Genomic DNA, 25,530 nt, shown 5'->3' with positions numbered 1-25,530 from the left:
GTCTTGCGAGTGCCCACACAGATTGTCTGATTCAATTGTTAAAGAGCGTTGCAACCGATGATTCGTTTCCCGGTTGCGAGGCTGCGTATCTTACGCTTTTCGCCTCCGAAGTCAAGCGCTTATTTTCGCTTTTCTTCGCCGCCCGCCGCGGCGTGTCTCAGCTCAGCGTCGGTCAGTGGTGGCGCATTATAGGGAGTTTTACGGCGGGGGCAATAGTTTTTTTGAATTTTATTTTCAATTGTACATATTTCATCCCAATCAATATAAAAAACACTCAAATAGGTTGAAATAAATGCAAACATTTCCATTGCATGGCGTTTTTTTCCCCAATAATATTTATATATAATTATTATCTGCTTTTACTATTGAGGTTATTATGCCCACTGTTTTGCGCCAATACCTAAACTTCTATCCTAAAGTTGGTCAAAAAGTTCTTTTAGATCCTTCTTCTGTTGTAATTGGGGATGTCAGATTGGCAGATGACACCAGCATCTGGCCCCTTGTAGTTATCAGGGGAGATGTAAATTATGTATCAATTGGCTCACGTACAAATATTCAAGACGGTTCGGTCTTACATGTGACCCATAAATCCACAGATAATCCTAATGGCTTTCCACTGATAATTGGCGAAGATGTCACTGTAGGGCATAAGGCAATGTTACATGGATGTAAAATTGGAAATCGAGTCTTAATTGGTATGGGTTCCATCTTGCTTGATGGAGTAACTGTTGAAGACAATGTTGTGATAGGGGCCGGTAGCCTAGTTCCTCCAGGAAAAAAATTAGAAAGCGGTTATCTTTATGTCGGTAGCCCTGCCAAACAAGTTAGAAAACTCAAACCTGAAGAACTAGAAGGACTACTTTATTCCGCTAATAATTACGCTCGCTGGAAAGATAACTATTTATCAGCACAATCTGAAGGCAAAGAGTAACGTCCAAATTGATCATCATCCCCACTCAAAATGACCGTTTCGAACTCTTCTTCTAAATCCCAGCGGTACTGGCGAAACAGATCGAGTGGATGATGATCTTTACCATAACGCTCTATTATTGCATCAGAACTAATCATGCACTCCGCCAACAAACCATTTACCATTGCTGGGAATATTACCTTATTTTCTATCTCATCCCACTCTTCACGATCAGGAAATTGAATTGATTGGTTCATGCATGTAATTCCTGTCTTAAGGCAGTTAAAACAGGCTCTATTTCAGGAAATACACCGTGCCATAACTCAAAAGAATACGCAGCTTGTCCTACCAACATTCCTAAACCATCAGCCAAACGTGAAACACCATTTTGATGGGCAAACTTGAGGAAAGGGGTTAATCCACGTTGGTAATACATGTCGTAACACATGCTATTATTTTGGAAAATCAATGGTGATATAGACGGAATTTGCCCATCAAGGCCAGAAGCAGTTGCATTAATGAGAATATCAAAGTCTGGAGTAGTAAGGCCAAGAGCTCTCATTTCAACGGCCTGTATATCACCTAATAGAGAAAATGTATTTGCGATTATTTGGGCACGTTCAAATGTACGATTAGTAATAGTGACGGAACAACCCAGTGATAACAAAGGAGATAATACACCTTTCGCAGCTCCACCAGAGCCTATGATCAAAATCTTTTGCCCTTGGGAAATGAATTTGAGTCGCTGCAAATCCACCAGTAATCCCATCCCATCCGTATTATCACCTAATAGTCGGTCTCCCTCTATCCGTTTTAATGTGTTAACAGCACCACAAATACTTGCCCGTTCAGTCAATTCATCTGAATACGTATAGGCTCTCTCTTTAAAAGGAACAGTAATATTTGCTCCTAAACCACCCTGTTCAAAAAAATGATCTAAGATTTGTTCAAAGCCTTCTATCGGAGCAAGTACTTTCCCATACTGATGCTCGACACTTGTCTGTTCAGAAAACAATCGATGAATATAAGGAGATTTACTATGTGCGATTGGATTACCAAAAACTGCGAATTTATCCATTATTATTTAGCCCTGCCGATATAATTTGCCAGTTAAAGCATCCCTGATTTCTGATGGATTCTTACACCCTCCAACTTCTCCCTCTAAAACTGGGAAACGAGTTCCAAATTGCTGTCGCACTTCTTCCGCACTACGACATGGCTCTAATCCACTTAGATTTGCGCTGGTCGAAACAAGTGGTTTTTCATACATAGAGCATAATTGCTTAACCAAAGGATGATCTGTAACTCGGACGGCCAATGTTGAAAACTTGCCAGTCAACCATTTTGGTGTGGTTGCTCTTGCGGGTATTACCCATGTAACAGGGCCAGGCCAAAATGAGAATATAGTTTCTTTCTGTATATCATTTAGCTGTCCATCATCGATATATGGGCATAGCCTCTCATAATTATCAGCAATAAGAATTAACCCTTTTTCCCAAGGCCTATTTTTCAGCGCTAGTAGCTCTTGCACTGCATTTTCACTATCAGGGTCACACCCTAAACCAAAAACAGCTTCAGTTGGATAGGCAATAACTTTTTCTTCTTTTAAGGCATTGATAACTGCATCAAATATCGGTGAGATTTTGTGACTCATTTTATTTCTCAATTTCATTAAATTGCGGCTTGCGACATAACTTACTAGCACAAAACAATTTTACACCTTGGGAAGTACGCTTTTCTACTAACAATGGATAGTGGCAAAACATACATTCTCCTGAGATAGGCTTATTGTTAAGTGTAAACTGGCACTCTGGATAGCGACTACAGGAATGAAATGTTTTACCAAAACGAGATTTACGCTGGAGTAGTTTCCCTTGCTGGCATTGAGGGCAATTAATTGACGTATTGTCTGGTTTATCAATTAATTCTGTATGTTCACATTCAGGATAACGACTACAACCAATAAACATGCCATAACGCCCTTGACGTAAGACTAGAGTGAAGCTACATTTCGGACAGTTCTGTCCATCCAACTCTTTAACAATATGCCCATCTACCTGTGCTTTCAATGGACGGAGATAATGGCAAGACGGATAGCCGGAACACGCATAAAATGGACCATGAACCCCATTGCGGATCACTATTTCAGCACCACACTCAGGGCAATGTTCTATTTCTTCTTTTATATCAAAAGGAACTTTCTTAGACATATCTTACTCACTGAATATCGACAACCGCCTTACTATTGGAAAAAACACAAATTAAATAGTTTAATTAGTTCTGACGTATCCACCAGCAGCAACAGCAACTTTTCCCATAAGTTCCAATTCCAATAATTTTGTCATGACTTCCGTAACAGGCAGGGAAGAACGCTGAGCGATCACATCAATAGATGTAACTTCACTACTTACGTTAACCAGCACATCCACAAATGGCAACTCTGTTTGTTCAAATTGTTTACTTTCCTTCACTCGACCTTTATCTTCGATGCTAACCCATTGAAATGAAGTACTAATATGTTCCATAATATCTATTACATTCGTTGCCAAATAAGCCCCTTGTTTGATTAACCAATGATTACCTTCGTTTGCGGGACTCCCCAATGGCCCGGGTAACGCAAAGATGTCTCGACCTTGCTCAAGGGCACAGCGAGCTGTAATCAGTGATCCACTATTTTTATGGGCCTCTACAATAAGAAGAGCCAAACTTAACCCGCTAATGATCCGGTTTCGCCTTGGAAAATGCTTGGCTTTAGGTGGAGCATCAGGAAAAAACTCAGAAACTAATGCACCATGTTCTTTAATATGTCTAGCCAAATACTTATGCCTGCTGGGATAGATATTCTCAAGCCCACTACCAAGTACTGCAATTGTTTTCCCTCCCGCATCCAATGCTGCCTGATGGCAGATACCATCAATACCAATAGCCAGTCCACTAGTCACTACCAGATTATTTTTGGCTAAGTCACTCGCGAATATCTTTCCCCATTTCTCGCCATAGAAAGTAGCAGTTCTACTACCAACTATTGAAATTTGCCGTTGAGACAAGACCGATATATCGCCTGCGACAAAAAGCACAAGAGGTGGAGAGTGTATTTGCTTTAGTAAAAGTGGGTATTCTGGATGAGAGAAAGTCAGCAAATGATGATCTGGTTGCTCTAACCAATTGAGAACCGAAATCAGCGTGGAAGAATTAGCTTTCGTAAATTGCAAACATTGTGCAGATGACAGCCCACACGCTCTAAGGGAGGGTATGCTACAATTCTTCGTTTGTAACAGGCGCTCCATAATAAACATGGCTTTCTCTGCCGAAAGATGAGAAACCATTTTCATTCTTAACCATATTTCCACTGCTTCCATATCGTCATCCTGACTTGAAGTTGAGAGAAGCACTCTCATGATTAATTTATGTTCAATACTGTCAATCTAAATGGGAAATGTCTAGAATAGGCACTCATTATCACTCACTTTTTGGATTCAGTTCTAAATACCTATGCCAGTTTTACAAGTATTACATTACCCAGACGAGCGACTTCGCACAGTTGCCAAACCAGTAGAAAAAGTCAATGCAGAAATCCAGCGAATCATTGATGATATGTTTGAAACAATGTATGCAGAGGAAGGTATTGGCTTAGCAGCAACGCAAGTCGATATACATCAGAGAATTATTGTCATCGATGTTTCTGAGAATCGTGATCAGCGTCTTGTTCTTATTAATCCTGAATTAGTTGATGAAACTGGCGAAACAGGAATAGAAGAAGGTTGCTTATCTGTTCCTGAGCAGCGTGGATTTGTGCCCCGTTTTGAACAAGTAAAAATTAAGGCTTTAGATTATCACGGTCAGCCATTTGAATTGGGAGCCGACGGATTACTGGCAATCTGTATTCAACATGAAATGGACCATTTGATCGGTAAGCTCTTTGTTGATTATCTGTCTCCATTGAAACGTCAACGCATCCGTCAGAAAGTCGAAAAAATTGACCGACTGAGAGCCAAAAACAAATAATTTTTATTATTGCAGGAAATAACAGTGTCTGATTCTTTACGTATTATTTTTGCCGGAACCCCTGATTTCGCGGCTCGCCATTTGGCTGCTTTATTAAACTCTCAACACCAAATTGTTGGAGTTCTCACTCGACCAGACAAACCGGCAGGAAGAGGTAAAAAACTAACACCAAGTCCTGTAAAGGTATTGGCTGAAGAACATGATATTCCTGTTTTCCAGCCAAAAACCTTACGTACAGAAGAAAGCCAGCAATGGGTCATGGCCCAGCAACCTGATATTATGATCGTCGTTGCATATGGATTAATTCTTCCTCAAGCTGTTTTAGATATCCCTCGTCTGGGATGCCTGAATGTTCACGGTTCCTTGCTACCTCGCTGGCGTGGAGCAGCACCTATTCAGCGCTCAATTTGGGCTGGCGATCAGGAAACTGGCGTAACGATCATGCAAATGGATGCAGGGCTCGATACTGGTAATATGCTGCTGAAAGCTATTTGCCCAATTACAAATGAAGACACTAGCGCCAGCTTATACGAAAAGCTCTCAGGTATTGGCCCTGAAGCCTTACTCAACACTTTAAGTTTAATTAAATCGGGAAAATGCCAGCCAGAAATCCAAGATGATGCTCTTGCGACCTATGCTGAAAAACTAAGTAAAGATGAAGCAAAAATAGATTGGAATTTGCCTGCAATCCAAATTGAGCGTTGTGTTCGTGCTTTCAATCCTTGGCCTATGAGCTTCTTCTTAATTGATGATCAACCAATTAAAATCTGGCAAACAGAAGCCATCATAGAGCAAACAACCCAAGCTCCTGGAACAGTTATCAGTGCAGATAAAAAAGGCATTCAAATTGCAACTGCAAATGGAGTATTAAATATTACTCAGTTGCAACCACCTGGCAAAAAAGCAATGCCAGCTGCCGATCTCTTAAACTCCAAACGTAAGTGGTTTACATCTGGCAGCAAAATCAACTGATACTAACTTTGCCTGAATGCTTTTAGCATCTTGGCTTCTTTTTATTTATCATGCTGACGAAAGTCAGCTTTTTTGACCATATCATGAAAAATACATATAACCTGAGAAGCATCGCTGCAAAAGCAATTACTCAAGTGCTTGAGCAAGGGCAATCCCTTAGCACAGTTATCCCCGAACTCCACCAAAAAGTTTCCGATAAAGATAAAGCGTTACTACAAGAGATCTGCTTTGGTGTGATGAGGGTATTACCTCAACTTGAGTGGTTTATCAGCCAATTAATGGCAAAGCCTTTGAAAGGAAAACAACGTATTTTCCACTATTTAATCATGGTGGGTATGTATCAGCTTATATATACCCGTATACCTGCACATGCTACACTTGCCGAAACCGTCAATGGTGCAACTAACTTAAAACGGCCACAACTGAAAGGGGTAATTAATGGCGTCCTTCGCCAGTTTCAGCGACAACAACAAGTATTAATCGAACAAGCAAATAATCACATTAGTCAGCACCTACATCCTAAGTGGCTACTAGAACGAATTCAAAAAGCATATCCAAAAAATTGGCAAACTATAGTGGATGCCAACAACCAAAAACCGCCTATGTGGTTGCGAGTTAACCAAATCCATCATACGGCTAACGAATATCTTGCATTATTAGAAGAAGCTAATATAAAAGCAGATTTGGACATCAACCATTCCAGTGCTATTCGTCTTCTGAATCCCTGTCCTGTCAATGCATTACCTGGATTCAATCAAGGGTGGGTAACGGTTCAAGATCGTTCCGCGCAAGGATGTGCTGAACTATTAAATCCATGCGATGGAGAGTCTATACTGGATCTTTGCGCTGCACCTGGTGGAAAAACCACTCATATACTTGAAATAGCATCAAAATCTAAGGTTCTCGCTATCGATATTGATGAACAACGCATTAAACGAGTGAAAGAAAATTTGCAACGGCTTAATTTACATGCAGTGATCAAAACAGGTGATGGTCGCCTTCCACACGAGTGGGCTACTGATGAACAATTTGATCGTATTCTTCTTGATGCTCCATGTTCTGCTACAGGCGTGATTCGCCGTCACCCAGACATAAAATGGCTACGCAGAAATGAAGATATTGATCAACTAGTTACGTTACAATCTGAAATACTTGATGCTATCTGGCCATACTTAAAACAAAATGGCACGCTGGTTTATGCTACCTGCTCAATTTTACCTCAGGAAAATGGTGAGCAAATAAAAGCATTTTTGGCCCGTCATGCAAATGCTGTATTATCAGAAATAGGTAATTCGGATACTTTTGGAACACAAATTATTCCAGAAACTGCGGGTGGCGACGGTTTCTTTTATGCCCGACTCATTAAGCAATGATAATGCTCTCTCGTTCAGCCGGAACGAGAGGATTTTATGATTTTGCTAAAATATCAAGAATAGACGACGGCTTTCAATCAAGAAGAAAATGCTATGAAGATAATCATTCTGGGTGCAGGTCAGGTTGGTGGAACACTAGCCGAAATTTTGGTTGATGAAAACAATGATATTACTGTTATTGATACCGATGCAGATCGTTTACGTCAGTTACAGGATAAACTCGATCTCCGAGTTGTAAATGGTCATTGCTCTCACCCAAAAGTATTGAAAGAAGCTGGAGCTGAAGATGCTGATATGTTGGTAGCAATCACAAATTCAGATGAAACCAATATGCTTGCATGCCAAATTGCTTATTCTCTATTCAATACACCTAATAGAATCGCCAGAATACGTTCATCAGAATATATTCGAGAATCAGATAAATTATTCCATCCTGATGATATTCCTATTGATTATCTAATATCTCCTGAGCAACTAGTTATTGATTACATCTACAAGTTGATTCAATACCCGGGAGCCTTACAAGTTGTTAACTTTGCTGAGGGGCGTGTCAGCATTGTAGCAGTTAAGGCCTATTATGGTGGTTCATTAGTCGGTAATGCCTTATCCTCACTTCGAGAGCATATGCCACATATCAATAGCAAAGTTGCTGCAATATTTCGTCAAGATCGCCCCATTAGACCTCAAGGTTCAACAATTATTGAAGCCGGAGATGAAGTTTTCTTTGTTGCTGCATCACAGCATATCAGAGCAGTAATGAGTGAATTACAACGTCTTGAAAAGCCGTATAAACGCATCATGATTGTTGGTGGTGGTAATGTTGGTGCAGGCTTAGCCTTGCGACTTGAGAAAGACTACAGCGTCAAATTAATTGAACATAACCCAAAAAGAGCAACCGAATTAGCCGAGCTATTGCACGATACCATCGTGTTCTATGGTGATGCTTCAGATCAAGAACTTCTGGCTGAAGAACATATAGAACAGGTTGACGTTTTTATAGCGCTAACAAATGATGATGAAGCTAATATTATGTCAGCCATGCTTGCAAAACGAATGGGAGCCAAAAAAGCAATGGTTCTTATTCAACGCAGTGCATATGTTGATTTAGTACAAGGTGGAGTCATTGATATTGCAATTTCTCCTCAACAAGCAACAATATCAGCGCTACTTGGTCATGTCCGTAAAGCAGATATTGTCAATGTGTTCTCATTAAGAAGGGGAGTTGCTGAAGCTATTGAAGCCATAGCTCATGGCGATGAGCATACTTCAAAAGTTGTTGGGCGTAAGATAGGAGATATCAAATTACCACCAGGAACAACAATAGGCGCCATTGTCCGTAGTGAAGAAGTCATCATTGTTAATGATTACAATATGATTCAACAAGGCGATCATGTAATTATGTTTATTACTGACAAAAAATTTGTTCCTGAAGTAGAAAAACTTTTCCAACCTAGCCCTTTCTTCCTGTAAAAACATCAATTAGAACGCTATAGATTAATATTGTCCGATTAAGGAGTCAGAAAGCCAATAATAACAACTTGAAAAAATTATTATTATTGGCCTCCCAACCGCTCTTTGTACTATGTTTTTCTTTACGATTATAACTTCCTTTGCCTTTTTTGTTTTTTTCTACTCTTTGTCTAAATAAAGGATCGTGTAATAAAGCTTCTATAGCATTATCTTTAATAACGCCTTTTTTATGGTGATATGTTGTCATAATGGCCTCTGACTATAATTAATGAATAAAACAGTTTTTTTGATTAAAAACAGTGCGATTTTACTCTTAGCACTCAGAATAATAAAGAAAAATTATCTATTTGTTGCCCCTTCTTCCAAAATTTCCAATATAGAGCAATATGTACTGATATGTGTACTACCACAACAGGCATCACTCAACATTTTCAAAGAATTACGCATCTTTTGCATTTCTAATAGCTTATCTTCAACTTCCCGCAATCTAGAATCAACAATATGTTTTGACTCTTGACATGTATGACTCTCAGGATCAACCCGAATAGATAGTAGTTCAACAATTGCGTCCAGTGTAAAACCTAATTGCTTTGCATAGCGGATAAAACGCAATCGCTGTAAATCCTGTTCGGTATAAAGTCTATAACCGCCTCCCGTTCTTTCTCCATGGAGCATCAGTCCTTGTTTTTCATAAAAGCGGATAGTATCAGGTGTTACGCTTGCTAATTTAGCCAACTGGCCGATACGATACATAAGGAGTTTTCCTATTAAGTAATAAATAAACACAATACTAACAGGATAGGTTAAAAGATCATCCGTATGGAAAATTTGCAGGCCAATTAATAAGTATTGTATGCTGATAAGAAGAAGAGAATTAATTAAAAGGCAATAAAAAACCGGGTATTAACCCGGTTTTTTACGCCTCCACAGATTACTCTGCAGATGCTGCTTCTGTCTGAGACTCTGCTGCGCGGTCAACAAGCTCGATGTATGCCATCGGTGCATTGTCACCAGTACGGAAGCCACACTTCAGAATACGAGTGTAACCACCTGCGCGACTCGCAAAACGCGGGCCCAGTTCATTAAACAGTTTTGCCACGATCTCGTTATCACGAGTACGGGCGAATGCCAGACGACGATTAGCTACGCTGTCGGTCTTGGCAAGAGTAATCAGCGGCTCAACGACGCGACGCAGTTCTTTCGCTTTAGGCAGAGTCGTCTTGATGATTTCATGACGAACCAAAGAACCTGCCATGTTACGGAACATAGCTTGGCGATGGCTGCTGTTGCGGTTCAATTGACGACCACTCTTACGATGGCGCATGACCTTATCCTTCTCAGTAAAACCTTAACCTGTGATCTAGTTATTCATCAGCAATACTTGCTGGTGGCCAGTTTTCCAGACGCATGCCCAGAGAAAGTCCACGTGAAGCCAGTACGTCTTTAATCTCTGTAAGAGATTTTTTACCCAAGTTAGGAGTCTTAAGTAACTCAACTTCAGTACGCTGTACCAGATCACCGATGTAGTGGATAGCTTCTGCTTTAAGGCAGTTAGCAGAGCGGACAGTCAATTCCAGATCGTCAACAGGGCGCAGCAGTATCGGATCAAATTCTGGCTTCTCTTCTTTAACTTCTGGTTGACGTACATCACGTAAATCAACGAAAGCTTCTAGTTGTTCAGCCAGAATGGTAGCTGCACGGCGAATCGCCTCTTCAGGATCGATTGTGCCGTTAGTTTCCATCTCGATAACCAGCTTATCCAAGTCAGTACGCTGTTCTACACGAGCTGCTTCAACATTGTAGGCGATACGCTCTACTGGGCTATAGCAAGCATCTACTAACAAACGACCGATAGGGCGCTCATCTTCTTCCGAATGAATTCGGGCAGAAGCCGGCACATATCCACGACCGCGCTGAACTTTAATACGCATGCTAATGGAAGCGCTTTCGTCAGTCAGATGGCAGATTACGTGCTGCGGCTTGACGATTTCGACATCACCATCATGGATGATGTCGGCTGCAGTCACAGGGCCAATGCCAGATTTATTCAAAGTAAGGATAACTTCATCTTTACCCTGAACTTTCACCGCCAGCCCTTTCAGATTGAGGAGAATCTCCAGGATATCTTCCTGTACACCTTCTTTGGTGCTGTACTCATGCAGTACACCATCAATCTCAACCTCAGTCACCGCACAACCCGGCATAGACGAAAGCAGAATACGGCGCAGTGCGTTGCCAAGAGTATGGCCAAAGCCGCGCTCTAATGGCTCAAGGGTCACCTTGGCGTGCGTCGAACTGACTTGCTCGATATCTACCAGGCGCGGTTTTAGAAACTCTGTCACAGAACCCTGCATTGTGTCCTCTCTTTGGTGCTAAGCTTTACTTAGAGTAAAGCTCGACGATCAGGTGTTCGTTAATGTCAGCGGATAGATCAGTACGCTCAGGAATACGCTTGAGCACACCTTCCATCTTCGCAGCATCAACTTCCAACCAAGTTGGTTTCTCACGCTGCTCAGCCAGCTCTAAGGCTGCTTTAATGCGAGCCTGCTTCTTCGCTTTTTCACGAACGCTGACTACGTCATTCGGGGATACCTGATAAGAAGCGATGTTAACAACGCGACCATTTACCATGATAGCCTTGTGGCTTACCATCTGACGTGATTCAGCACGAGTCGCGCCGAAGCCCATACGATAAACGACGTTATCCAAGCGACTTTCCAGCAAGTTCAGCAGGTTTTCACCTGTGTTGCCTTTCAGACGAGTCGCTTCTTTATAGTAGTTACGGAACTGACGCTCCAGAACACCGTAAATACGACGAACTTTTTGTTTTTCACGTAACTGTACACCATAGTCAGACAGACGCGGTTTACGTGCGCCGTGCTGGCCTGGTGCCTGTTCTAACTTACACTTGGTGTCAATCGCGCGAACGCCAGACTTCAGGAAAAGGTCTGTACCCTCGCGACGGCTCAGCTTGAGCTTAGGACCCAAATATCTTGCCATTTTCTTTCTCCAACAATCCTAAAAAACGAAGGCGTATTAAACCCGACGCTTTTTCGGTGGACGACAACCGTTATGAGGGATCGGAGTCACATCAGTAATATTAGTGATGCGGAAACCAGCCGCGTTTAATGCGCGGATAGTTGACTCACGACCAGGACCAGGTCCTTTAACCATAACTTCCAGGTTCTTAATTCCGTACTCTTTTACTGCTTCAGCGCAGCGCTCTGCTGCAACCTGAGCTGCAAACGGAGTAGATTTACGAGAACCACGGAAACCGGAACCACCGGCAGTTGCCCAACCCAATGCGTTACCCTGACGATCAGTAATAGTAACGATGGTGTTGTTGAAAGAAGCATGGATATGAGCCACACCGTCAGAGACTTGTTTTCTTACACGCTTACGTGCACGAATAGGTGCTTTTGCCATTATTCAATACCCCGATTATTTCTTGATCGGCTTACGCGGACCCTTACGGGTACGTGCATTGGTCTTAGTACGCTGACCGCGAACTGGCAGACCACGACGGTGACGCAAACCACGATAGCAACCAAGGTCCATCAGACGTTTGATACTCAGGGTTACTTCACGACGCAGATCACCTTCTACAACGTATTTGGCAACTTCGTCACGCAGCTTGTCAATTTGCTCTTCAGACAGCTCACTGATCTTAACATTTTCAGCAATGCCCGCTGCTGCACAAATTGCTTGCGAGCGGGTTTTACCGATACCGTAGATCGAAGTTAATGCGATCACAGTATGTTTTTGATCAGGAATGTTAATGCCTGCTATACGGGCCACTATGCACTCCTACAATATTTATTCACTGCAACACTATTCCGAAAAGCCCGTTTTCAGGATACTCAAACAATGTTGCTGTCAGATAAAAAAGATTGGCTGGCTAATTTAGCCAGCTCAACCCAACTTTGCAAGAAAAATATGCGATTAATTAGCCTTGGCGCTGTTTGTGCTTAGGCTCTGCACTACAAATCACACGAACGATACCGTTACGTTTAACGATTTTGCAGTTGCGGCATAATTTCTTGACGGAAGCACGAACTTTCATTTTTACTCTCCGTAACTTCTCAAGCAAACCGATTAGCGGTTATATCCTTTCAGGTTTGCCTTCTTCAATGCAGACTCATATTGACTCGACATCATCAGAGTTTGCACTTGAGCCATAAAGTCCATGATGACGACGACTACAATCAGTAGGGAAGTACCACCAAAATAGAATGGAACTTTCATTGCATCACGCATGAACTCCGGGATTAAGCAGATAAAAGTAATATATAACGCACCAACTAAGGTTAAGCGAGTCATTACTTTATCAATGTACTTAGCCGTTTGCTCTCCCGGACGAATTCCTGGTACGAATGCACCGGACTTCTTCAGGTTATCTGCTGTTTCTCTTGGATTAAAAACTAAAGCCGTATAGAAGAAACAGAAGAAGATGATTGCAGATGCGTACAATAACACATAAAGCGGTTGACCTGGTTGCAAATACATAGAAATAGTTGTCAACCAATTCCAGCCTGTTCCACCACCGAACCAAGAAGCTATGGTACCAGGGAACAAAATAATACTGGAAGCAAAAATTGCGGGGATAACCCCAGCCATATTCACTTTCAACGGTAAATGTGTGCTTTGTGCCGCGAAAACTTTACGACCTTGCTGACGTTTCGCATAGTTAACAACAATACGACGTTGACCACGCTCAATGAAAACAACGAAGAAAGTCACGGCAAACACTAAGACTGCAACCAACAGCAACAGGAGGAAGTGCAGATCGCCTTGCCGAGCTTGCTCGATGGTGTGACCAATTGCAGGCGGTAAGCCTGCAACGATACCAGCAAAGATTATGATTGAAATACCGTTGCCGATACCTCGTTCAGTAATCTGCTCACCCAGCCACATCAGGAACATGGTTCCCGTGACCAGACTTACAACAGCCGTGAAATAGAATGCAAAACCAGGGTTAATCACTAGCCCTTGCATTCCAGGCATATTCGGCAACCCAGTAGCAATACCGATTGACTGGAATATTGCCAGCACTAGTGTGCCATAGCGGGTGTACTGACTGATCTTACGACGACCAGCTTCCCCTTCCTTCTTGATCTCTGCTAAACGAGGATTAACCACAGTTAGCAACTGGATAATAATAGATGCAGAAATATACGGCATTATACCCAGTGCAAAGATAGAAGCACGGCTTAAAGCACCACCAGAGAACATATTAAACATTTCAATGATGGTGCCTCTTTGCTGCTCGAGCAATTTGGCAAGCACAGCGGCATCAATACCAGGGATTGGAATAAAAGAGCCAATACGGAAAACAATTAGAGCTCCAATGACAAACAAAAGTCTGCGTTTTAACTCGCCTAATCCGCCTTTGGCACTTTGAAAATCTAATCCTGGTTGTTTAGCCATCTGTTACTTATTCCTCAATTTTGCCGCCAGCAGCTTCAATTGCAGCACGGGCGCCTTTAGTAACACGCAAGCCACGCACAGTTACTGCGCGATTGACTTCGCCAGAAAGCATTACTTTAGCGAATTCAATTTGAGGGCCAATAATGTTAGCAGCTTTCAGTGCATTCAGATCGATAACATCGCCTTCAACTCGAGCAAAATCAGACAGACGAATTTCTGCAGTGATCATTGCCTTACGTGAAGTAAAGCCAAATTTTGGCAGACGACGATATAAAGGCATCTGGCCACCTTCAAAACCACGGCGAACGCCACCGCCAGAACGAGACTTCTGACCTTTATGACCACGACCGCCGGTTTTACCCAGACCAGAACCGATACCACGACCTACACGTTTAGGTGCGTGTTTGGCACCTTCAGCCGGAGACAGAGTATTCAAGCGCATCTGTTACTCCTCAACTTTAAGCATATAGGAAACCAAGTTGACCATACCGCGAACAGCTGGTGTATCTTCACGCTCAACAGTATGCCCAATACGACGCAGACCTAAACCAGTCAAAGTTGCCTTATGTTTAGGCAAACGACCAATTGAACTGCGAACCTGAGTGATTTTAATAGTCTTAGCCATGGTCATTACCCCTGAATTTCTTCGACGGATTTGCCACGCTTAGCTGCGACCATTTCTGGAGACTTCATGCTGTCTAAAGCATCCAGAGTTGCACGAACCACGTTGATCGGGTTAGTGGAACCGTAGGTTTTAGCCAGTACGTTACGAACTCCAGCCACTTCTAGAACAGCGCGCATCGCACCACCGGCGATGATACCTGTACCTTCGTGAGCAGGCTGCATGAACACACGAGAACCGGTGTGTGAGCCTTTCACTGGATGGTACAAAGTGCCGCTATTCAGTGCGACGTTTTTCATATTGCGACGTGCTTTTTCCATCGCTTTCTGGATCGCTGCCGGAACTTCGCGTGCTTTGCCGTAACCAAAACCAACGCGACCGTTACCATCACCAACTACAGTCAATGCTGTAAAGCTGAAAATACGGCCACCTTTAACGGTTTTAGATACGCGGTTTACCGCGATCAGCTTTTCCTGCAGTTCGCCAGCTTGTTTTTCGATGTGAGCCATCTTACACCTCTACCTTAGAACTGAAGGCCAGCTTCACGGGCAGCATCTGCCAGTGCCTGGACTCTACCATGATATTGGAAACCAGAACGGTCAAAGGATACATCTTTGATGCCTTTTTCCAGAGCACGTTCAGCAACAATCTTACCAACTAGTGCTGCGGCTTCTTTGTTTCCAGTAAATTTTAGTTGTTCACTGATAGCTTTTTCTGTTGTAGAAGCTGCCACCAGAGTTTCAGAACCATTTGGTGCGATAACCTGCGCATAAATATGGCGAGGGGTACGGTGTACCACCAGGCGAGTTGCACCCAGTTCCTGGAGCTTGCGGCGTGCGCGGGTCGCACGACGGATACGAGCTGCTTTCTTATCCATAGTGTTACCTTACTTCTTCTTAGCCTCTTTGGTACGCACGACTTCATCGGCGTAACGAACACCCTTGCCTTTATATGGCTCAGGACGACGATAGGCACGCAGATCTGCCGCAACCTGACCAATCACCTGCTTATCAGCACCTTTCAGTACGATTTCAGTTTGTGATGGGCATTCCGCAGTTATGCCTGCTGGCAGTTGATGCTCAACCGGATGCGAGAAGCCTAAAGACAAGCTAACTGCATTGCCTTTAACTGCTGCACGGTAACCAACACCCACCAGTTGAAGTTTCTTAGTGAAACCTTCGTTAACACCAATAACCATTGCATTCAGCAGAGAACGAGTTGTACCTGCCTGTGCCCAAGCATCAGCAAAACCTTCGCGTGGAACGAAAGTCAATTGGTTATCCGCATGTTTAACTTCAACTGCGTTGTGGATTGTACGACTTAGTTCGCCGTTTTTACCCTTAATCGAAATAACCTGACCGTTGAGTTTAACCTCTACGCCGGCAGGAATGACGACGGGTGCTTTTGCAACACGAGACATTCTTTCCTCCCGAATTAAGCTACGTAGCAGAGAATCTCGCCACCCAGACCAGCCTGGCGAGCTGCACGATCAGTCATTACACCTTTAGAGGTAGAAACAACAGCGATACCCAAACCAGCCATAACTTGTGGCAGCTCATCTTTTCTCTTATAGATGCGCAGACTTGGGCGGCTTACACGCTGAATGCTTTCTACAACAGCCTTACCTTGGAAATATTTCAAAGTAATTTCCAATTCTGGCTTGGTGTCGCCTTCGATTTTAAAATCTTCAATATAACCTTCTTCCTTCAGCACTTTGGCAATTGCCACTTTCAGCTTGGAGGAAGGCATGGTGACCGCAACTTTATTCGCGGCTTGACCGTTACGGATACGGGTCAGCATATCCGCGATCGGATCTTGCATGCTCATCTGTCTTTACTCCCGTGATTCAATTGGTGACAATTACCAGCTAGCCTTTTTAAGGCCCGGAATTTCACCGCGCATAGCGGCTTCACGGACTTTAATACGGCTCAACCCAAACTTCCGCAAAAACGCATGCGGACGCCCAGTTTGACGGCAGCGATTACGCTGACGGCAAGGGCTGGAATCACGTGGCAGTGTTTGCAGCCTGAGAACAGCATTCCAACGGTCTTCATCAGATGCGTTTACATCAGAGATGATCGCTTTCAGTTCAACGCGTTTTGCGAAGAATTTCTCAGCTAATTTCGCACGTTTTACATCACGTGCTTTCATTGATTGCTTAGCCATGAGTACCCTGCCTTACTTGCGGAACGGGAAGTTAAACGCAGCCAACAGTGCGCGGCCTTCATCATCAGATTTCGCAGTAGTGGTGATAGTAATATCCAAACCACGTACACGATCCACTTTATCGTAATCGATTTCAGGGAAGATGATTTGCTCACGAACACCCATGCTGTAGTTACCACGACCATCGAATGATTTAGCGGATAAACCGCGGAAGTCACGAATACGTGGTACAGCAATAGAAATCAGGCGCTCAAAGAACTCCCACATGCGTTTTCCACGCAGGGTTACTTTACAGCCGATTGGATAGCCCTGACGGATTTTGAAGCCTGCAACTGATTTGCGTGCTTTGGTGATCAATGGTTTCTGACCAGAGATTGCCGTCAAGTTAGCTGCTGCGTTATCCAGCAGTTTTTTGTCAGCGATCGCTTCACCAACACCCATGTTCAGGGTGATCTTCTCGACCCGAGGGACTTGCATGACAGAATGGTAACCAAACTGAGTCATCAGTTTCTGGACTACCTCGTCTTTGTAGTAATCATGCAGTTTCGCCATCGTATACTCCAAATTACTTGATAGTTTCGTTGTTAGATTTGAAGAAACGAACTTTTTTGCCGTCTTCGAATCTAAAACCTACACGGTCAGCCTTGCCGGTTGCTGTATTAAAGATAGCAACGTTAGAAACATTAATAGCTGCTTCTTTTTCAACGATGCCACCTGGTTGATTCAGTGCCTGAACAGGCTTCTGATGTTTTTTAACCAGGTTGATACCTTCAACAATGACTTTACCAGAAGAAAGAACTTGTTTTACTTTACCGCGCTTACCTTTGTCTTTACCGGTTAGCACGATAATTTCGTCATCACGACGGATTTTCGCTGCCATTTCCTGCTCCTTAGAGTACTTCAGGTGCCAGAGAGATAATTTTCATGAACTTTTCATTACGAAGTTCACGAGTTACCGGCCCAAAAATACGCGTACCGATAACCTGCTCACTATTGTTGTTCAACAATACACAAGCGTTGCTATCGAAGCGAATGACAGAACCGTCCGGGCGACGAACACCCTTCTTGGTGCGCACCACTACCGCTTTCAGGACATCACCTTTTTTCACTTTACCGCGAGGAATTGCTTCCTTGATAGTGATTTTAATGATGTCACCGACGTCTGCGTAGCGACGGTGCGAGCCACCTAGAACCTTGATACACATTACGCGACGTGCACCGGAGTTGTCGGCCACGTTCAGCATAGTCTGTTCTTGGATCATTTTAGTGCTCCGCTAAATGTCAACTACTACTGAGCCACTTTATTTTTAAAGAGGCCGTTTCAATATCCCATACTACGAGGGCGCGGCATTATAACACCGCATCTTCGTGATGGACAGAAAAATAAACGGCTCGTTATTTTTTGAGCCGTTTATTTCGTACGAGATAACGATCTATTATAGAACCGCTTTCTCTATAACGCGAACTAAAGTCCAAGATTTAGTCTTAGAAAGTGGGCGGGTTTCGCGGATTTCCACGACATCACCAATTCCACATTCATTGTTCTCGTCATGTACGTGCAGTTTAGTCGTACGTTTGATGAACTTACCATACAGTGGGTGTTTCACCTTACGCTCGATAGCAACAACAATGGATTTTTCCATTTTGTCGCTAATAACACGACCTTGCAGAGTACGGATTTTATCGGTCATTACGCACCCGCCTTCTCAGTCAGTAAAGTCTTAACGCGTGCAATATTACGACGCACTTGTTTCAACAGATGAGACTGTTGCAGCTGGCCACTTGCCGCCTGCATACGTAAATTAAATTGTTCACGCAACAGGTTCAGCAGCTCAGTGTTCAGCTCTTCAACGCTTTTTTCGCGCAGCTCTTGTGCTTTCATTACATCACCGTCTTAGTTACAAAGGTGGTTTTGATAGGCAGTTTCGCTGCTGCCAGCTTGAATGCTTCACGAGCCAGCTCTTCAGGCACACCGTCCATTTCATACAGGACTTTACCGGGCTGGATCAAGGCAACCCAATATTCTACGTTACCTTTACCTTTACCCATACGCACTTCGAGTGGCTTTTCGGTGATAGGTTTGTCTGGGAAAACACGGATCCAGATTTTACCTTGACGCTTAATTGCACGGGTCATAGCACGACGTGCCGCTTCGATCTGACGAGCAGTCAGACGACCACGGCCCACAGCTTTCAGACCGAAAGTGCCGAAGCTAACATCCGCACCTGCAGCCAGACCACGGTTGCGGCCTTTGTGCACTTTACGGAATTTCGTACGCTTTGGTTGTAACATCAGCGACTCTCCTTACTTGCGGCCTTTACGCTGCTGCTTTTTAGGTTGCGCAGCCGGTTTTTCCGCCTGTTCAACTGCAGCCATACCACCCAGAATCTCACCTTTGAAGATCCATACCTTAACGCCGATTACACCATAAGTGGTGTGCGCTTCAGAAGTATTGTAGTCGATGTCCGCACGCAGAGTATGCAGAGGTACACGACCTTCACGATACCACTCAGTACGTGCGATTTCAGCACCGCCCAGACGGCCGCTAACTTCCACTTTGATACCTTTAGCGCCCAGACGCATAGCGTTCTGTACAGCACGTTTCATAGCACGGCGGAACATAACACGACGTTCCAGCTGTGAGCTGATACTGTCAGCAACCAATTTTGCGTCCAGTTCAGGTTTACGCACTTCGGCAATATTAATCTGCGCAGGAACGCCAGCGATATTTGCTACAGTCTTACGCAGTTTTTCAACGTCTTCACCTTTTTTACCGATTACAATGCCTGGACGAGCAGTGTGAATGGTCACACGGATGCTTTTCGCAGGACGTTCGATAACGATACGTGAAATAGATGCTTTAGCCAGTTCTTTACTCAAGTACTGGCGAACTTTAAAGTCGCTGTCCAGGTTGTCAGCGAATTCTTTGGTATTCGCATACCAGGTAGAGTTCCAAGGTTTGACAATCCCCAGACGAATACCATTAGGATGTACTTTCTGACCCATTGCTAGTCTCCAGAGTCTCAGCGATCGGACACAACCACAGTAATGTGGCTGGTGCGCTTCAGAATACGATCTGCGCGGCCTTTGGCACGAGGCATAATACGCTTCATAGTCGGGCCTTCGTCTACGAAAATTTTCGTGACTTTCAGATCATCGATGTCAGCGCCATCGTTGTGTTCTGCGTTAGCAATAGCAGACTCAAGTACTTTCTTCACTAAACCAGCAGCTTTCTTGTTGGTATAGGTCAGAGTTTCCAGAGCTTGCGACACTTTCTTACCGCGGATCAGGTCAGCCACAAGGCGGACCTTCTGAGCAGAAGAACGAGCGTGGCGATGTTTAGCGATAGTTTCCATCTCTTCCTCCTACCTTAGCGCTTTTTAGCCTTTTTATCGGCCGCATGGCCGCGATAAGTACGGGTCGGCGCGAATTCACCCAGTTTGTGACCAACCATTTCGTCGGAAACAAAAACTGGAACATGCTGACGACCATTATGGACAGCGATGGTCAAACCGATCATGTTAGGAAAGATCGTTGAACGACGGGACCAAGTCTTAATAGGCTTTTTGTCTCCGCTTTCCACCGCTTTCTCTACCTTCTTCAGCAAGTGCAGGTCAATAAATGGACCTTTCTTGAGAGAACGTGGCATGGCTTATCCTCTAATTATTTTTTAGAACGGCGACGTACGATGTATTGATCAGTACGTTTGTTGCTACGGGTCTTCTTACCTTTGGTCTGGATGCCCCATGGAGTTACAGGGTGTTTACCAAAGTTACGACCTTCACCACCACCATGTGGATGGTCTACTGGGTTCATCGCCGTACCGCGAACGGTAGGACGAATACCACGCCAGCGGCTTGCACCAGCTTTACCCAGAACGCGCAGCATATGTTCAGCGTTGCCAACTTCACCTAAAGTAGCACGGCAGTCAGACAGTACTTTACGCATTTCTCCAGAGCGCAGACGCAGGGTTACATAAGAACCATCACGAGCAACGATCTGTGCATAAGCACCTGCTGAACGAGCCAGCTGGCCGCCTTTACCTGGTTTCATTTCTATGTTGTGGACAGTAGAACCAACCGGGATATTACGCATTGGCAGGGCGTTACCAGCCTTGATTGCTGAATCAGCACCAGACTGAATTTGATCGCCTGCTTTTAAGCCTTTAGGGGCAAGGATGTAACGACGTTCACCGTCTTTGTACAGAACCAGTGCGATGTTTGCTGAACGGTTTGGATCATATTCCAGACGCTCAACAACAGCAGGAATACCGTCTTTGTTACGTTTGAAGTCAATCAGACGATAATGCTGTTTATGGCCACCACCAATGTGACGAGTGGTAATACGACCATTGTTGTTACGACCACCAGTTTTGTTGTTTTTTTCCAACAACGGAGCATAAGGTTTACCCTTATGCAGCTCAGGGTTAACCACTTTAACAACGTGGCGACGGCCCGGAGACGTAGGTTTACATTTAACAACTGCCATTGTTCTTTACTCCTCCGACTTACTCAGCGCCGCCAACGAAGTCCAGATTCTGGCCTTCTTTCAAGGTGACGTAAGCTTTTTTCCAGTCGCTACGACGACCAACACGCTGACCGTGGCGTTTAACTTTACCTTTAACCAGCAAAGTGTTTACACCTTCAACTTCAACTTCAAACAGTTTCTGTACGGCAGCTTTGATCTCTGCTTTAGTCGCGTCTTTCGCAACTTTGAGAACGATGGTATTATTTTTTTCCATCGCTGTAGAAGCTTTTTCAGATACGTGCGGCGCGCGCAGTACTTTCAGCAGACGTTCTTCACGGATCATGCCAGCATCTCCTCAACTTGCTTCACAGCTTCAGCAGTCATAACCACTTTGTCGAAGGCGATCAGGCTTACAGGATCGATACCAGCTGCATCACGAACGTCAACCTTGTACAGGTTACGAGCTGCTAAGAACAGATTCTCATCAACTTCGCCAGTGACGATCAGCACGTCTTCCAGAGCCATTTCTTTCAGTTTCTGTACCAGCAACTTAGTTTTAGGTGCTTCGACAGAGAACTGCTCGACAACGATCAGACGATCTTGACGTACCAGTTCAGACAGGATGCTTTTCAGAGCACCACGGTACATCTTTTTATTAACTTTTTGACTGTGGTCCTGTGGTTTCGCTGCGAAAGTTACACCACCAGAGCGCCAAATTGGGCTCTTAATAGAACCAGAACGTGCACGGCCAGTGCCTTTCTGACGCCATGGTTTTTTACCTGAACCAGAAACTTCAGCACGAGTTTTCTGAGCACGAGTACCTTGACGAGCACCAGCTGCATACGCAACAACTACTTGATGCACAAGCGCTTCATTGAAATCACGCCCGAAGGTAGTTTCGGAAACAGTCAGCGCGCTTTGCGCGTCTTTCATTACCAATTCCATTCCTATCTCCTCGACGTTACGCCTTGACAGCCGGTTTTACGATCAGGTTACTGTTCGTTGCACCTGGAACAGCACCTTTGACCAGCAGCAGGTTACGCTCAGCGTCAACACGTACTACATCTAGGCTCTGAACGGTTACACGCTCATTACCCAGTTGGCCTGCCATTTTCTTGCCTTTGAATACCTTGCCCGGAGTCTGGTTCTGACCAATAGAACCCGGAACACGGTGAGACAAGGAGTTACCATGGGTAGCATCTTGAGTACGGAAGTTCCAGCGTTTAACAGTACCCGCGAAACCTTTACCTTTAGATGTACCAGTAACGTCGACTTTTTTAACGTCAGCGAAAATTTCAACGCTAATACTTTGACCTACAGTGAACTCTGCATCGTCTTTTGACAGACGGAATTCACGCAGGATGCGGCCGGCTTCAACGCCAGCTTTAGCGAAATGACCTGCTTCAGATTTATTAACGCGGTTAGCTTTTTTGCTACCAGTCGTTACCTGAATTGCACGATAACCGTCAGTCTCGTCGTTTTTAACTTGAGTTACACGGTTATTTTCGATTTCGATAACAGTTACAGGAATTGAAACGCCATCTTCCGTGAAGATACGAGTCATACCCACTTTTTTACCGACTAAACCAATCATTGTTTCAACCTCTCAATCGTTCAATGACCTGATTAACCCAGGCTGATCTGCACGTCTACACCGGCAGCCAGATCCAGACGCATCAGAGCATCAACGGTTTTCTCGGTTGGCTCAACGATGTCAACCAGACGTTTGTGAGTGCGAATTTCGTACTGATCACGCGCGTCTTTGTTAACGTGCGGAGAAATCAGAACGGTAAAACGCTCTTTACGAGTCGGCAGCGGGATCGGACCACGAACTTGCGCACCAGTGCGCTTCGCGGTCTCTACGATTTCCGCAGTTGATTGATCGATCAAACGATGATCAAATGCTTTCAGGCGTATACGGATTCTTTGGTTCTGCATGAGACCAGAGCTCCAACTATTTTATAAACGTAAATAATTACTCCTCACACCCATTTCGATTGATGGGGGAGTGTAATCGTTCTATGTATAATCCCCATATCGGGAATATTTTAAATGGCGGCCATTTACCGCTCATTGCTGATAATAAACCAGCCCTACTCTGAGTAGGTAAGCTCGCGCATTATACGTGAATTTACTCACAAAGCAAGATTAAGGATGAAATCTATTCAAAAAAGTACATGCAAGAAGGAAAATCAGGGGGAAAAACAGAAGAAAAGCGCCCTATATACATCAAATTATAGGGCGGCTAAATTATAACTATTCTTCTTCACTAAGTTGAGATTGAATGTAATTTTGTATTCCAATTCTAGTTATCAGTTCAAGTTGGGTTTCCAGCCAATCTATATGATTTTCTTCATCAGCAAGTACCTCTATCATCAAATCTCGGCTGACATAATCATAAACTGAATCGGCATATGCGATCGCTTCTCTGAGATCCTTGGCACCACGTAATTCCAATTCCAGATCAGATTGCAGCATTTCTTCTACATCTTCTCCGATATTAAGTTTGCCTAAATCTTGTAGATTCGGCACTCCTTCCAGAAAAAGAATACGCTCGATAAACTTATCTGCGTGCTTCATCTCATCAATGGACTCACGATACTCGGCTTCATTTAAACGCATCAATCCCCAATTTTTAAACATTCGGGCATGCAAAAAATATTGGTTGATGGCTACAAGTTCATTACCAAGAAGTTTATTCAAATGTGTAATTATTTTTTTATCACCTTTCATAGCAAGTTCCTCCGCTTCCAGTTACTAAGTGTAGTACTAATTTAGCAGAGTAATTGCAAGAAAATTGTGTTTATTTTAAGCAACATTATTTATTGGAGGTAGTAGAGCTATCTCCTCATTCAGTATTTCACGTGCTTGACGTATGCATTTTCCGCAGTCACTTCCTACAGGAACAAAGTTCCTCAACTCTCTGATAGAACGGACATGTTGCTGATGAACAGCCTTACGTATGGTTTTATCACTTACTGCATTACAGAGACAGACATACATGAAAACACTCTTCTAACTATTTACGCTCTTGATGGCTATTTAGGTTGGATACATCTACACCTAAAATTGTTCACGCTCACAAAACAAGCGACACCTCAGAATAGTAAATAGAAATGAATCTCATTTCAATTATTGTTTTTATTTTGTTGAGTAACAAAATCTATAGTCCCCCTCATTTTTGAGGCACTGATTTTGCCCTATTATTGGTATCCGCCGTCAATATGGGCAAAGGTGCCTACGCCACAATGAGTTCCCGCACCTGATAAACCTTAAAAGCCACCCACCTTCAGCGAGCCGTTTTTTATGAACGGCTTTCCATCAGATTGATAGGCCATTTATGTCATCAATAATCAGTCTTCACAAAACCAGATGGGTAATTTATTAAATAAGAGATTGAACTGCTGTTGAAAACGGTTTCATTATTACCTTTCAAACACAGTTTGTTGTGTTGTTATGGGCCAAGCTATTCGAGCCAATTTGTTTGCCAATCCGCAATACACAACACAAGAATGCTTTCTTGTTAATTTAATCTTATCCCTGACTAACCATTCCTGGATAATACAGTGTAATGCTCGCATCTCCTGCTGGCTCCCAGTTCTGAGTCTGGAAAAATGCATGGAGGGTTGGGATGCTGCTTCACCGATAACTTCAACATCAATGAAGCCATTTTTATTACTTTTAACGAAAGGACAGACGAACTGGGGAAATTAGTTTAGATTCATACCTAAAGCAACTATTTTGCGGGCTATGAAATGTGCGCCAGCACAAGCCTCCATGACGACAATAGAAGATAATGTAATCGGCAAAAACTAAAAGAATTTGGTTCGAGTCAATGCCATACGGTTTTTAAGTGAAAGACAGTTGCTCATTAGCCACCAATTATAGTGACTCAAAATAGAAAAGAGGAGCCAAGGCTCCTCTTTCCGCATAATCTTTTGATAATTAAAGATTAAGCAATAACTTTAGCAACAACACCAGCGCCTACAGTACGGCCACCTTCACGGATTGCGAAACGCAGACCGTCGTCCATTGCGATTGGAGCAATCAGGGTAACTTTCATGTTGATGTTGTCACCTGGCATGACCATCTCTACGCCTTCTGGCAGTTCGATAGTA

Annotated in this window: 44 protein-coding genes and 1 pseudogene; 6 read left to right on the top strand and 39 right to left on the bottom strand. The window is 43.7% G+C overall.

What is annotated here, in order from left to right; all coding sequences use genetic code 11:
* Together Xvie_RS21970 and Xvie_RS02245 are read left to right on the top strand one after the other, a co-directional pair.
* On the top strand, positions 1 to 287 hold a 287-nt coding region (locus tag Xvie_RS21970), incomplete at its 5' end, for a hypothetical protein (protein ID WP_208612502.1).
* Between the two features lie 89 nt (positions 288 to 376).
* Positions 377 to 931, top strand: a complete 555-nt coding sequence (locus Xvie_RS02245; protein ID WP_086107766.1) for a gamma carbonic anhydrase family protein — start codon at positions 377 to 379, stop codon at positions 929 to 931.
* Here Xvie_RS02245 and Xvie_RS02240 read toward each other — a convergent pair.
* The 5 genes from Xvie_RS02240 to dprA are packed head-to-tail and all read right to left on the bottom strand — an operon-like array spanning position 898 to position 4,269.
* On the bottom strand, positions 898 to 1,167 hold the full coding sequence (locus Xvie_RS02240; RefSeq protein ID WP_086107765.1) for a DUF1488 family protein: 270 nt from the start codon (positions 1,165 to 1,167) through the stop codon (positions 898 to 900). The genes Xvie_RS02245 and Xvie_RS02240 overlap by 34 nt on opposite strands.
* Positions 1,164 to 1,988: a shikimate dehydrogenase gene (gene aroE, locus Xvie_RS02235; protein WP_086107764.1), complete on the bottom strand. Its 825-nt coding sequence runs from the start codon at positions 1,986 to 1,988 to the stop codon at positions 1,164 to 1,166. The genes Xvie_RS02240 and aroE overlap by 4 nt, the downstream gene beginning before the upstream one ends.
* Positions 1,989 to 1,994: 6 nt before the next feature.
* Positions 1,995 to 2,564, bottom strand: a complete 570-nt coding sequence (gene tsaC / locus Xvie_RS02230) for an L-threonylcarbamoyladenylate synthase type 1 TsaC (RefSeq protein ID WP_086108063.1) — start codon at positions 2,562 to 2,564, stop codon at positions 1,995 to 1,997.
* A gap of 1 nt (position 2,565) precedes the next feature.
* On the bottom strand, positions 2,566 to 3,120 hold the full coding sequence (locus Xvie_RS02225) for a DNA topoisomerase family protein (RefSeq protein WP_086107763.1): 555 nt from the start codon (positions 3,118 to 3,120) through the stop codon (positions 2,566 to 2,568).
* Between the two features lie 60 nt (positions 3,121 to 3,180).
* Positions 3,181 to 4,269 (bottom strand): DNA-protecting protein DprA, encoded by a 1,089-nt coding sequence (dprA, locus tag Xvie_RS02220; RefSeq protein ID WP_086107762.1) that lies wholly within the window; start codon positions 4,267 to 4,269, stop codon positions 3,181 to 3,183.
* 133 nt (positions 4,270 to 4,402) lie between these two features.
* On the opposite strand from dprA, the gene def reads away from it, so the two are divergent.
* From def to trkA, 4 genes are all read left to right on the top strand, one after another.
* Positions 4,403 to 4,915, top strand: a complete 513-nt coding sequence (gene def, locus Xvie_RS02215; RefSeq protein ID WP_086107761.1) for a peptide deformylase — start codon at positions 4,403 to 4,405, stop codon at positions 4,913 to 4,915.
* A 24-nt stretch (positions 4,916 to 4,939) separates the two neighbouring features.
* Positions 4,940 to 5,887 (top strand): methionyl-tRNA formyltransferase, encoded by a 948-nt coding sequence (gene fmt / locus Xvie_RS02210; protein WP_086107760.1) that lies wholly within the window; start codon positions 4,940 to 4,942, stop codon positions 5,885 to 5,887.
* 83 nt (positions 5,888 to 5,970) lie between these two features.
* A complete protein-coding gene (gene rsmB / locus Xvie_RS02205) occupies positions 5,971 to 7,260 on the top strand; it encodes a 16S rRNA (cytosine(967)-C(5))-methyltransferase RsmB (RefSeq protein WP_086108062.1) in 1,290 nt (429 codons plus the stop codon).
* A gap of 93 nt (positions 7,261 to 7,353) precedes the next feature.
* Positions 7,354 to 8,730 carry a Trk system potassium transporter TrkA gene (trkA, locus tag Xvie_RS02200; RefSeq protein ID WP_086107759.1) on the top strand — a complete coding sequence of 459 codons (1,377 nt, stop codon included), beginning with the start codon at positions 7,354 to 7,356 and terminating at the stop codon, positions 8,728 to 8,730.
* 46 nt (positions 8,731 to 8,776) lie between these two features.
* Here the strand turns inward: trkA and Xvie_RS02195 are convergent, their stop codons facing one another.
* The 34 genes and pseudogenes from Xvie_RS02195 to Xvie_RS02035 all read right to left on the bottom strand — a co-directional run.
* Positions 8,777 to 8,977, bottom strand: a complete 201-nt coding sequence (locus tag Xvie_RS02195) for an alternative ribosome-rescue factor A (protein WP_086107758.1) — start codon at positions 8,975 to 8,977, stop codon at positions 8,777 to 8,779.
* Positions 8,978 to 9,069: 92 nt separating this feature from the next.
* Positions 9,070 to 9,483 (bottom strand): Zn(2+)-responsive transcriptional regulator, encoded by a 414-nt coding sequence (zntR, locus tag Xvie_RS02190; RefSeq protein ID WP_086107757.1) that lies wholly within the window; start codon positions 9,481 to 9,483, stop codon positions 9,070 to 9,072.
* Positions 9,484 to 9,661: 178 nt separating this feature from the next.
* Entirely contained in the window at positions 9,662 to 10,054 is a 393-nt protein-coding gene (gene rplQ, locus Xvie_RS02185; protein ID WP_045968068.1) for a 50S ribosomal protein L17, read from the bottom strand.
* A gap of 40 nt (positions 10,055 to 10,094) precedes the next feature.
* The gene (locus Xvie_RS02180) at positions 10,095 to 11,084 is read right to left on the bottom strand and encodes a DNA-directed RNA polymerase subunit alpha (RefSeq protein WP_038269634.1); all 990 of its coding nucleotides are present in this window, start codon (positions 11,082 to 11,084) and stop codon (positions 10,095 to 10,097) included.
* Positions 11,085 to 11,109: 25 nt separating this feature from the next.
* Positions 11,110 to 11,730 carry a 30S ribosomal protein S4 gene (gene rpsD, locus Xvie_RS02175; RefSeq protein ID WP_086107756.1) on the bottom strand — a complete coding sequence of 207 codons (621 nt, stop codon included), beginning with the start codon at positions 11,728 to 11,730 and terminating at the stop codon, positions 11,110 to 11,112.
* Positions 11,731 to 11,766: 36 nt separating this feature from the next.
* Positions 11,767 to 12,156: a 30S ribosomal protein S11 gene (rpsK, locus tag Xvie_RS02170; RefSeq protein ID WP_002919257.1), complete on the bottom strand. Its 390-nt coding sequence runs from the start codon at positions 12,154 to 12,156 to the stop codon at positions 11,767 to 11,769.
* A gap of 15 nt (positions 12,157 to 12,171) precedes the next feature.
* Positions 12,172 to 12,528: a 30S ribosomal protein S13 gene (rpsM, locus tag Xvie_RS02165; protein WP_038240472.1), complete on the bottom strand. Its 357-nt coding sequence runs from the start codon at positions 12,526 to 12,528 to the stop codon at positions 12,172 to 12,174.
* Positions 12,529 to 12,676: 148 nt separating this feature from the next.
* Positions 12,677 to 12,793: a 50S ribosomal protein L36 gene (gene rpmJ, locus Xvie_RS02160; protein WP_012768118.1), complete on the bottom strand. Its 117-nt coding sequence runs from the start codon at positions 12,791 to 12,793 to the stop codon at positions 12,677 to 12,679.
* A 32-nt stretch (positions 12,794 to 12,825) separates the two neighbouring features.
* A complete protein-coding gene (secY, locus tag Xvie_RS02155) occupies positions 12,826 to 14,157 on the bottom strand; it encodes a preprotein translocase subunit SecY (protein WP_086107755.1) in 1,332 nt (443 codons plus the stop codon).
* Positions 14,158 to 14,164: 7 nt separating this feature from the next.
* A complete protein-coding gene (rplO, locus tag Xvie_RS02150) occupies positions 14,165 to 14,599 on the bottom strand; it encodes a 50S ribosomal protein L15 (protein ID WP_069317325.1) in 435 nt (144 codons plus the stop codon).
* Positions 14,600 to 14,602: 3 nt separating this feature from the next.
* Entirely contained in the window at positions 14,603 to 14,782 is a 180-nt protein-coding gene (rpmD, locus tag Xvie_RS02145; RefSeq protein WP_086108061.1) for a 50S ribosomal protein L30, read from the bottom strand.
* A 5-nt stretch (positions 14,783 to 14,787) separates the two neighbouring features.
* The gene (gene rpsE, locus Xvie_RS02140; RefSeq protein ID WP_086107754.1) at positions 14,788 to 15,288 is read right to left on the bottom strand and encodes a 30S ribosomal protein S5; all 501 of its coding nucleotides are present in this window, start codon (positions 15,286 to 15,288) and stop codon (positions 14,788 to 14,790) included.
* A gap of 14 nt (positions 15,289 to 15,302) precedes the next feature.
* The gene (gene rplR / locus Xvie_RS02135) at positions 15,303 to 15,656 is read right to left on the bottom strand and encodes a 50S ribosomal protein L18 (RefSeq protein WP_038240476.1); all 354 of its coding nucleotides are present in this window, start codon (positions 15,654 to 15,656) and stop codon (positions 15,303 to 15,305) included.
* Positions 15,657 to 15,665: 9 nt separating this feature from the next.
* Positions 15,666 to 16,199 carry a 50S ribosomal protein L6 gene (gene rplF, locus Xvie_RS02130; RefSeq protein ID WP_086107753.1) on the bottom strand — a complete coding sequence of 178 codons (534 nt, stop codon included), beginning with the start codon at positions 16,197 to 16,199 and terminating at the stop codon, positions 15,666 to 15,668.
* Positions 16,200 to 16,213: 14 nt separating this feature from the next.
* A complete protein-coding gene (gene rpsH, locus Xvie_RS02125) occupies positions 16,214 to 16,606 on the bottom strand; it encodes a 30S ribosomal protein S8 (protein WP_086107752.1) in 393 nt (130 codons plus the stop codon).
* Positions 16,607 to 16,639: 33 nt separating this feature from the next.
* Positions 16,640 to 16,945: a 30S ribosomal protein S14 gene (rpsN, locus tag Xvie_RS02120; RefSeq protein ID WP_086107751.1), complete on the bottom strand. Its 306-nt coding sequence runs from the start codon at positions 16,943 to 16,945 to the stop codon at positions 16,640 to 16,642.
* A 12-nt stretch (positions 16,946 to 16,957) separates the two neighbouring features.
* A complete protein-coding gene (gene rplE, locus Xvie_RS02115) occupies positions 16,958 to 17,497 on the bottom strand; it encodes a 50S ribosomal protein L5 (RefSeq protein WP_086107750.1) in 540 nt (179 codons plus the stop codon).
* A gap of 13 nt (positions 17,498 to 17,510) precedes the next feature.
* Positions 17,511 to 17,825, bottom strand: a complete 315-nt coding sequence (gene rplX / locus Xvie_RS02110) for a 50S ribosomal protein L24 (protein ID WP_086107749.1) — start codon at positions 17,823 to 17,825, stop codon at positions 17,511 to 17,513.
* 10 nt (positions 17,826 to 17,835) lie between these two features.
* Positions 17,836 to 18,207 carry a 50S ribosomal protein L14 gene (rplN, locus tag Xvie_RS02105; protein ID WP_004246955.1) on the bottom strand — a complete coding sequence of 124 codons (372 nt, stop codon included), beginning with the start codon at positions 18,205 to 18,207 and terminating at the stop codon, positions 17,836 to 17,838.
* A gap of 174 nt (positions 18,208 to 18,381) precedes the next feature.
* The gene (gene rpsQ, locus Xvie_RS02100) at positions 18,382 to 18,636 is read right to left on the bottom strand and encodes a 30S ribosomal protein S17 (protein WP_086107748.1); all 255 of its coding nucleotides are present in this window, start codon (positions 18,634 to 18,636) and stop codon (positions 18,382 to 18,384) included.
* Positions 18,636 to 18,827 carry a 50S ribosomal protein L29 gene (gene rpmC / locus Xvie_RS02095; protein ID WP_010847484.1) on the bottom strand — a complete coding sequence of 64 codons (192 nt, stop codon included), beginning with the start codon at positions 18,825 to 18,827 and terminating at the stop codon, positions 18,636 to 18,638. The genes rpsQ and rpmC overlap by 1 nt, the downstream gene beginning before the upstream one ends.
* Positions 18,827 to 19,237 carry a 50S ribosomal protein L16 gene (gene rplP, locus Xvie_RS02090; RefSeq protein WP_012990491.1) on the bottom strand — a complete coding sequence of 137 codons (411 nt, stop codon included), beginning with the start codon at positions 19,235 to 19,237 and terminating at the stop codon, positions 18,827 to 18,829. Before rplP ends, rpmC begins: the two co-directional genes overlap by 1 nt.
* A 12-nt stretch (positions 19,238 to 19,249) precedes the next feature.
* Positions 19,250 to 19,951, bottom strand: a complete 702-nt coding sequence (gene rpsC, locus Xvie_RS02085) for a 30S ribosomal protein S3 (protein WP_086107747.1) — start codon at positions 19,949 to 19,951, stop codon at positions 19,250 to 19,252.
* Between the two features lie 17 nt (positions 19,952 to 19,968).
* Positions 19,969 to 20,301, bottom strand: coding sequence for a 50S ribosomal protein L22 (gene rplV, locus Xvie_RS02080; protein WP_010847481.1), 333 nt, complete (start codon positions 20,299 to 20,301; stop codon positions 19,969 to 19,971).
* A gap of 14 nt (positions 20,302 to 20,315) precedes the next feature.
* A complete protein-coding gene (rpsS, locus tag Xvie_RS02075; RefSeq protein WP_011148791.1) occupies positions 20,316 to 20,594 on the bottom strand; it encodes a 30S ribosomal protein S19 in 279 nt (92 codons plus the stop codon).
* A 14-nt stretch (positions 20,595 to 20,608) separates the two neighbouring features.
* The gene (rplB, locus tag Xvie_RS02070) at positions 20,609 to 21,433 is read right to left on the bottom strand and encodes a 50S ribosomal protein L2 (protein ID WP_010847479.1); all 825 of its coding nucleotides are present in this window, start codon (positions 21,431 to 21,433) and stop codon (positions 20,609 to 20,611) included.
* 19 nt (positions 21,434 to 21,452) lie between these two features.
* Positions 21,453 to 21,755 carry a 50S ribosomal protein L23 gene (gene rplW, locus Xvie_RS02065; protein WP_086107746.1) on the bottom strand — a complete coding sequence of 101 codons (303 nt, stop codon included), beginning with the start codon at positions 21,753 to 21,755 and terminating at the stop codon, positions 21,453 to 21,455.
* Positions 21,752 to 22,357, bottom strand: coding sequence for a 50S ribosomal protein L4 (gene rplD, locus Xvie_RS02060; protein WP_086107745.1), 606 nt, complete (start codon positions 22,355 to 22,357; stop codon positions 21,752 to 21,754). Before rplD ends, rplW begins: the two co-directional genes overlap by 4 nt.
* 16 nt (positions 22,358 to 22,373) lie before the next feature.
* Positions 22,374 to 23,006: a 50S ribosomal protein L3 gene (gene rplC / locus Xvie_RS02055; protein ID WP_086107744.1), complete on the bottom strand. Its 633-nt coding sequence runs from the start codon at positions 23,004 to 23,006 to the stop codon at positions 22,374 to 22,376.
* Positions 23,007 to 23,038: 32 nt separating this feature from the next.
* A complete protein-coding gene (gene rpsJ / locus Xvie_RS02050) occupies positions 23,039 to 23,350 on the bottom strand; it encodes a 30S ribosomal protein S10 (protein ID WP_001181005.1) in 312 nt (103 codons plus the stop codon).
* Between the two features lie 318 nt (positions 23,351 to 23,668).
* Complete coding sequence (gene bfr / locus Xvie_RS02045) at positions 23,669 to 24,145, bottom strand: bacterioferritin (protein ID WP_086107743.1); 477 nt, start codon at positions 24,143 to 24,145, stop codon at positions 23,669 to 23,671.
* A gap of 75 nt (positions 24,146 to 24,220) precedes the next feature.
* A complete protein-coding gene (gene bfd / locus Xvie_RS02040; protein ID WP_086107742.1) occupies positions 24,221 to 24,415 on the bottom strand; it encodes a bacterioferritin-associated ferredoxin in 195 nt (64 codons plus the stop codon).
* 512 nt (positions 24,416 to 24,927) lie between these two features.
* Positions 24,928 to 25,200 (bottom strand): annotated as a pseudogene (locus Xvie_RS22440) (IS110 family transposase); the annotation flags it as partial.
* Positions 25,201 to 25,364: 164 nt separating this feature from the next.
* The coding region (locus Xvie_RS02035; protein WP_479688387.1) for an EF-Tu C-terminal domain-related protein at positions 25,365 to 25,530 on the bottom strand (166 nt) is incomplete at its 5' end.

It is taken from the genome of Xenorhabdus vietnamensis (genome assembly GCF_002127535.1).
GTDB classification, from domain to species: domain Bacteria; phylum Pseudomonadota; class Gammaproteobacteria; order Enterobacterales; family Enterobacteriaceae; genus Xenorhabdus; species Xenorhabdus vietnamensis.
The sequence above is the reverse complement of the archived record's forward strand: the minus strand, read 5'-3'. Positions and strand labels throughout refer to the sequence as shown.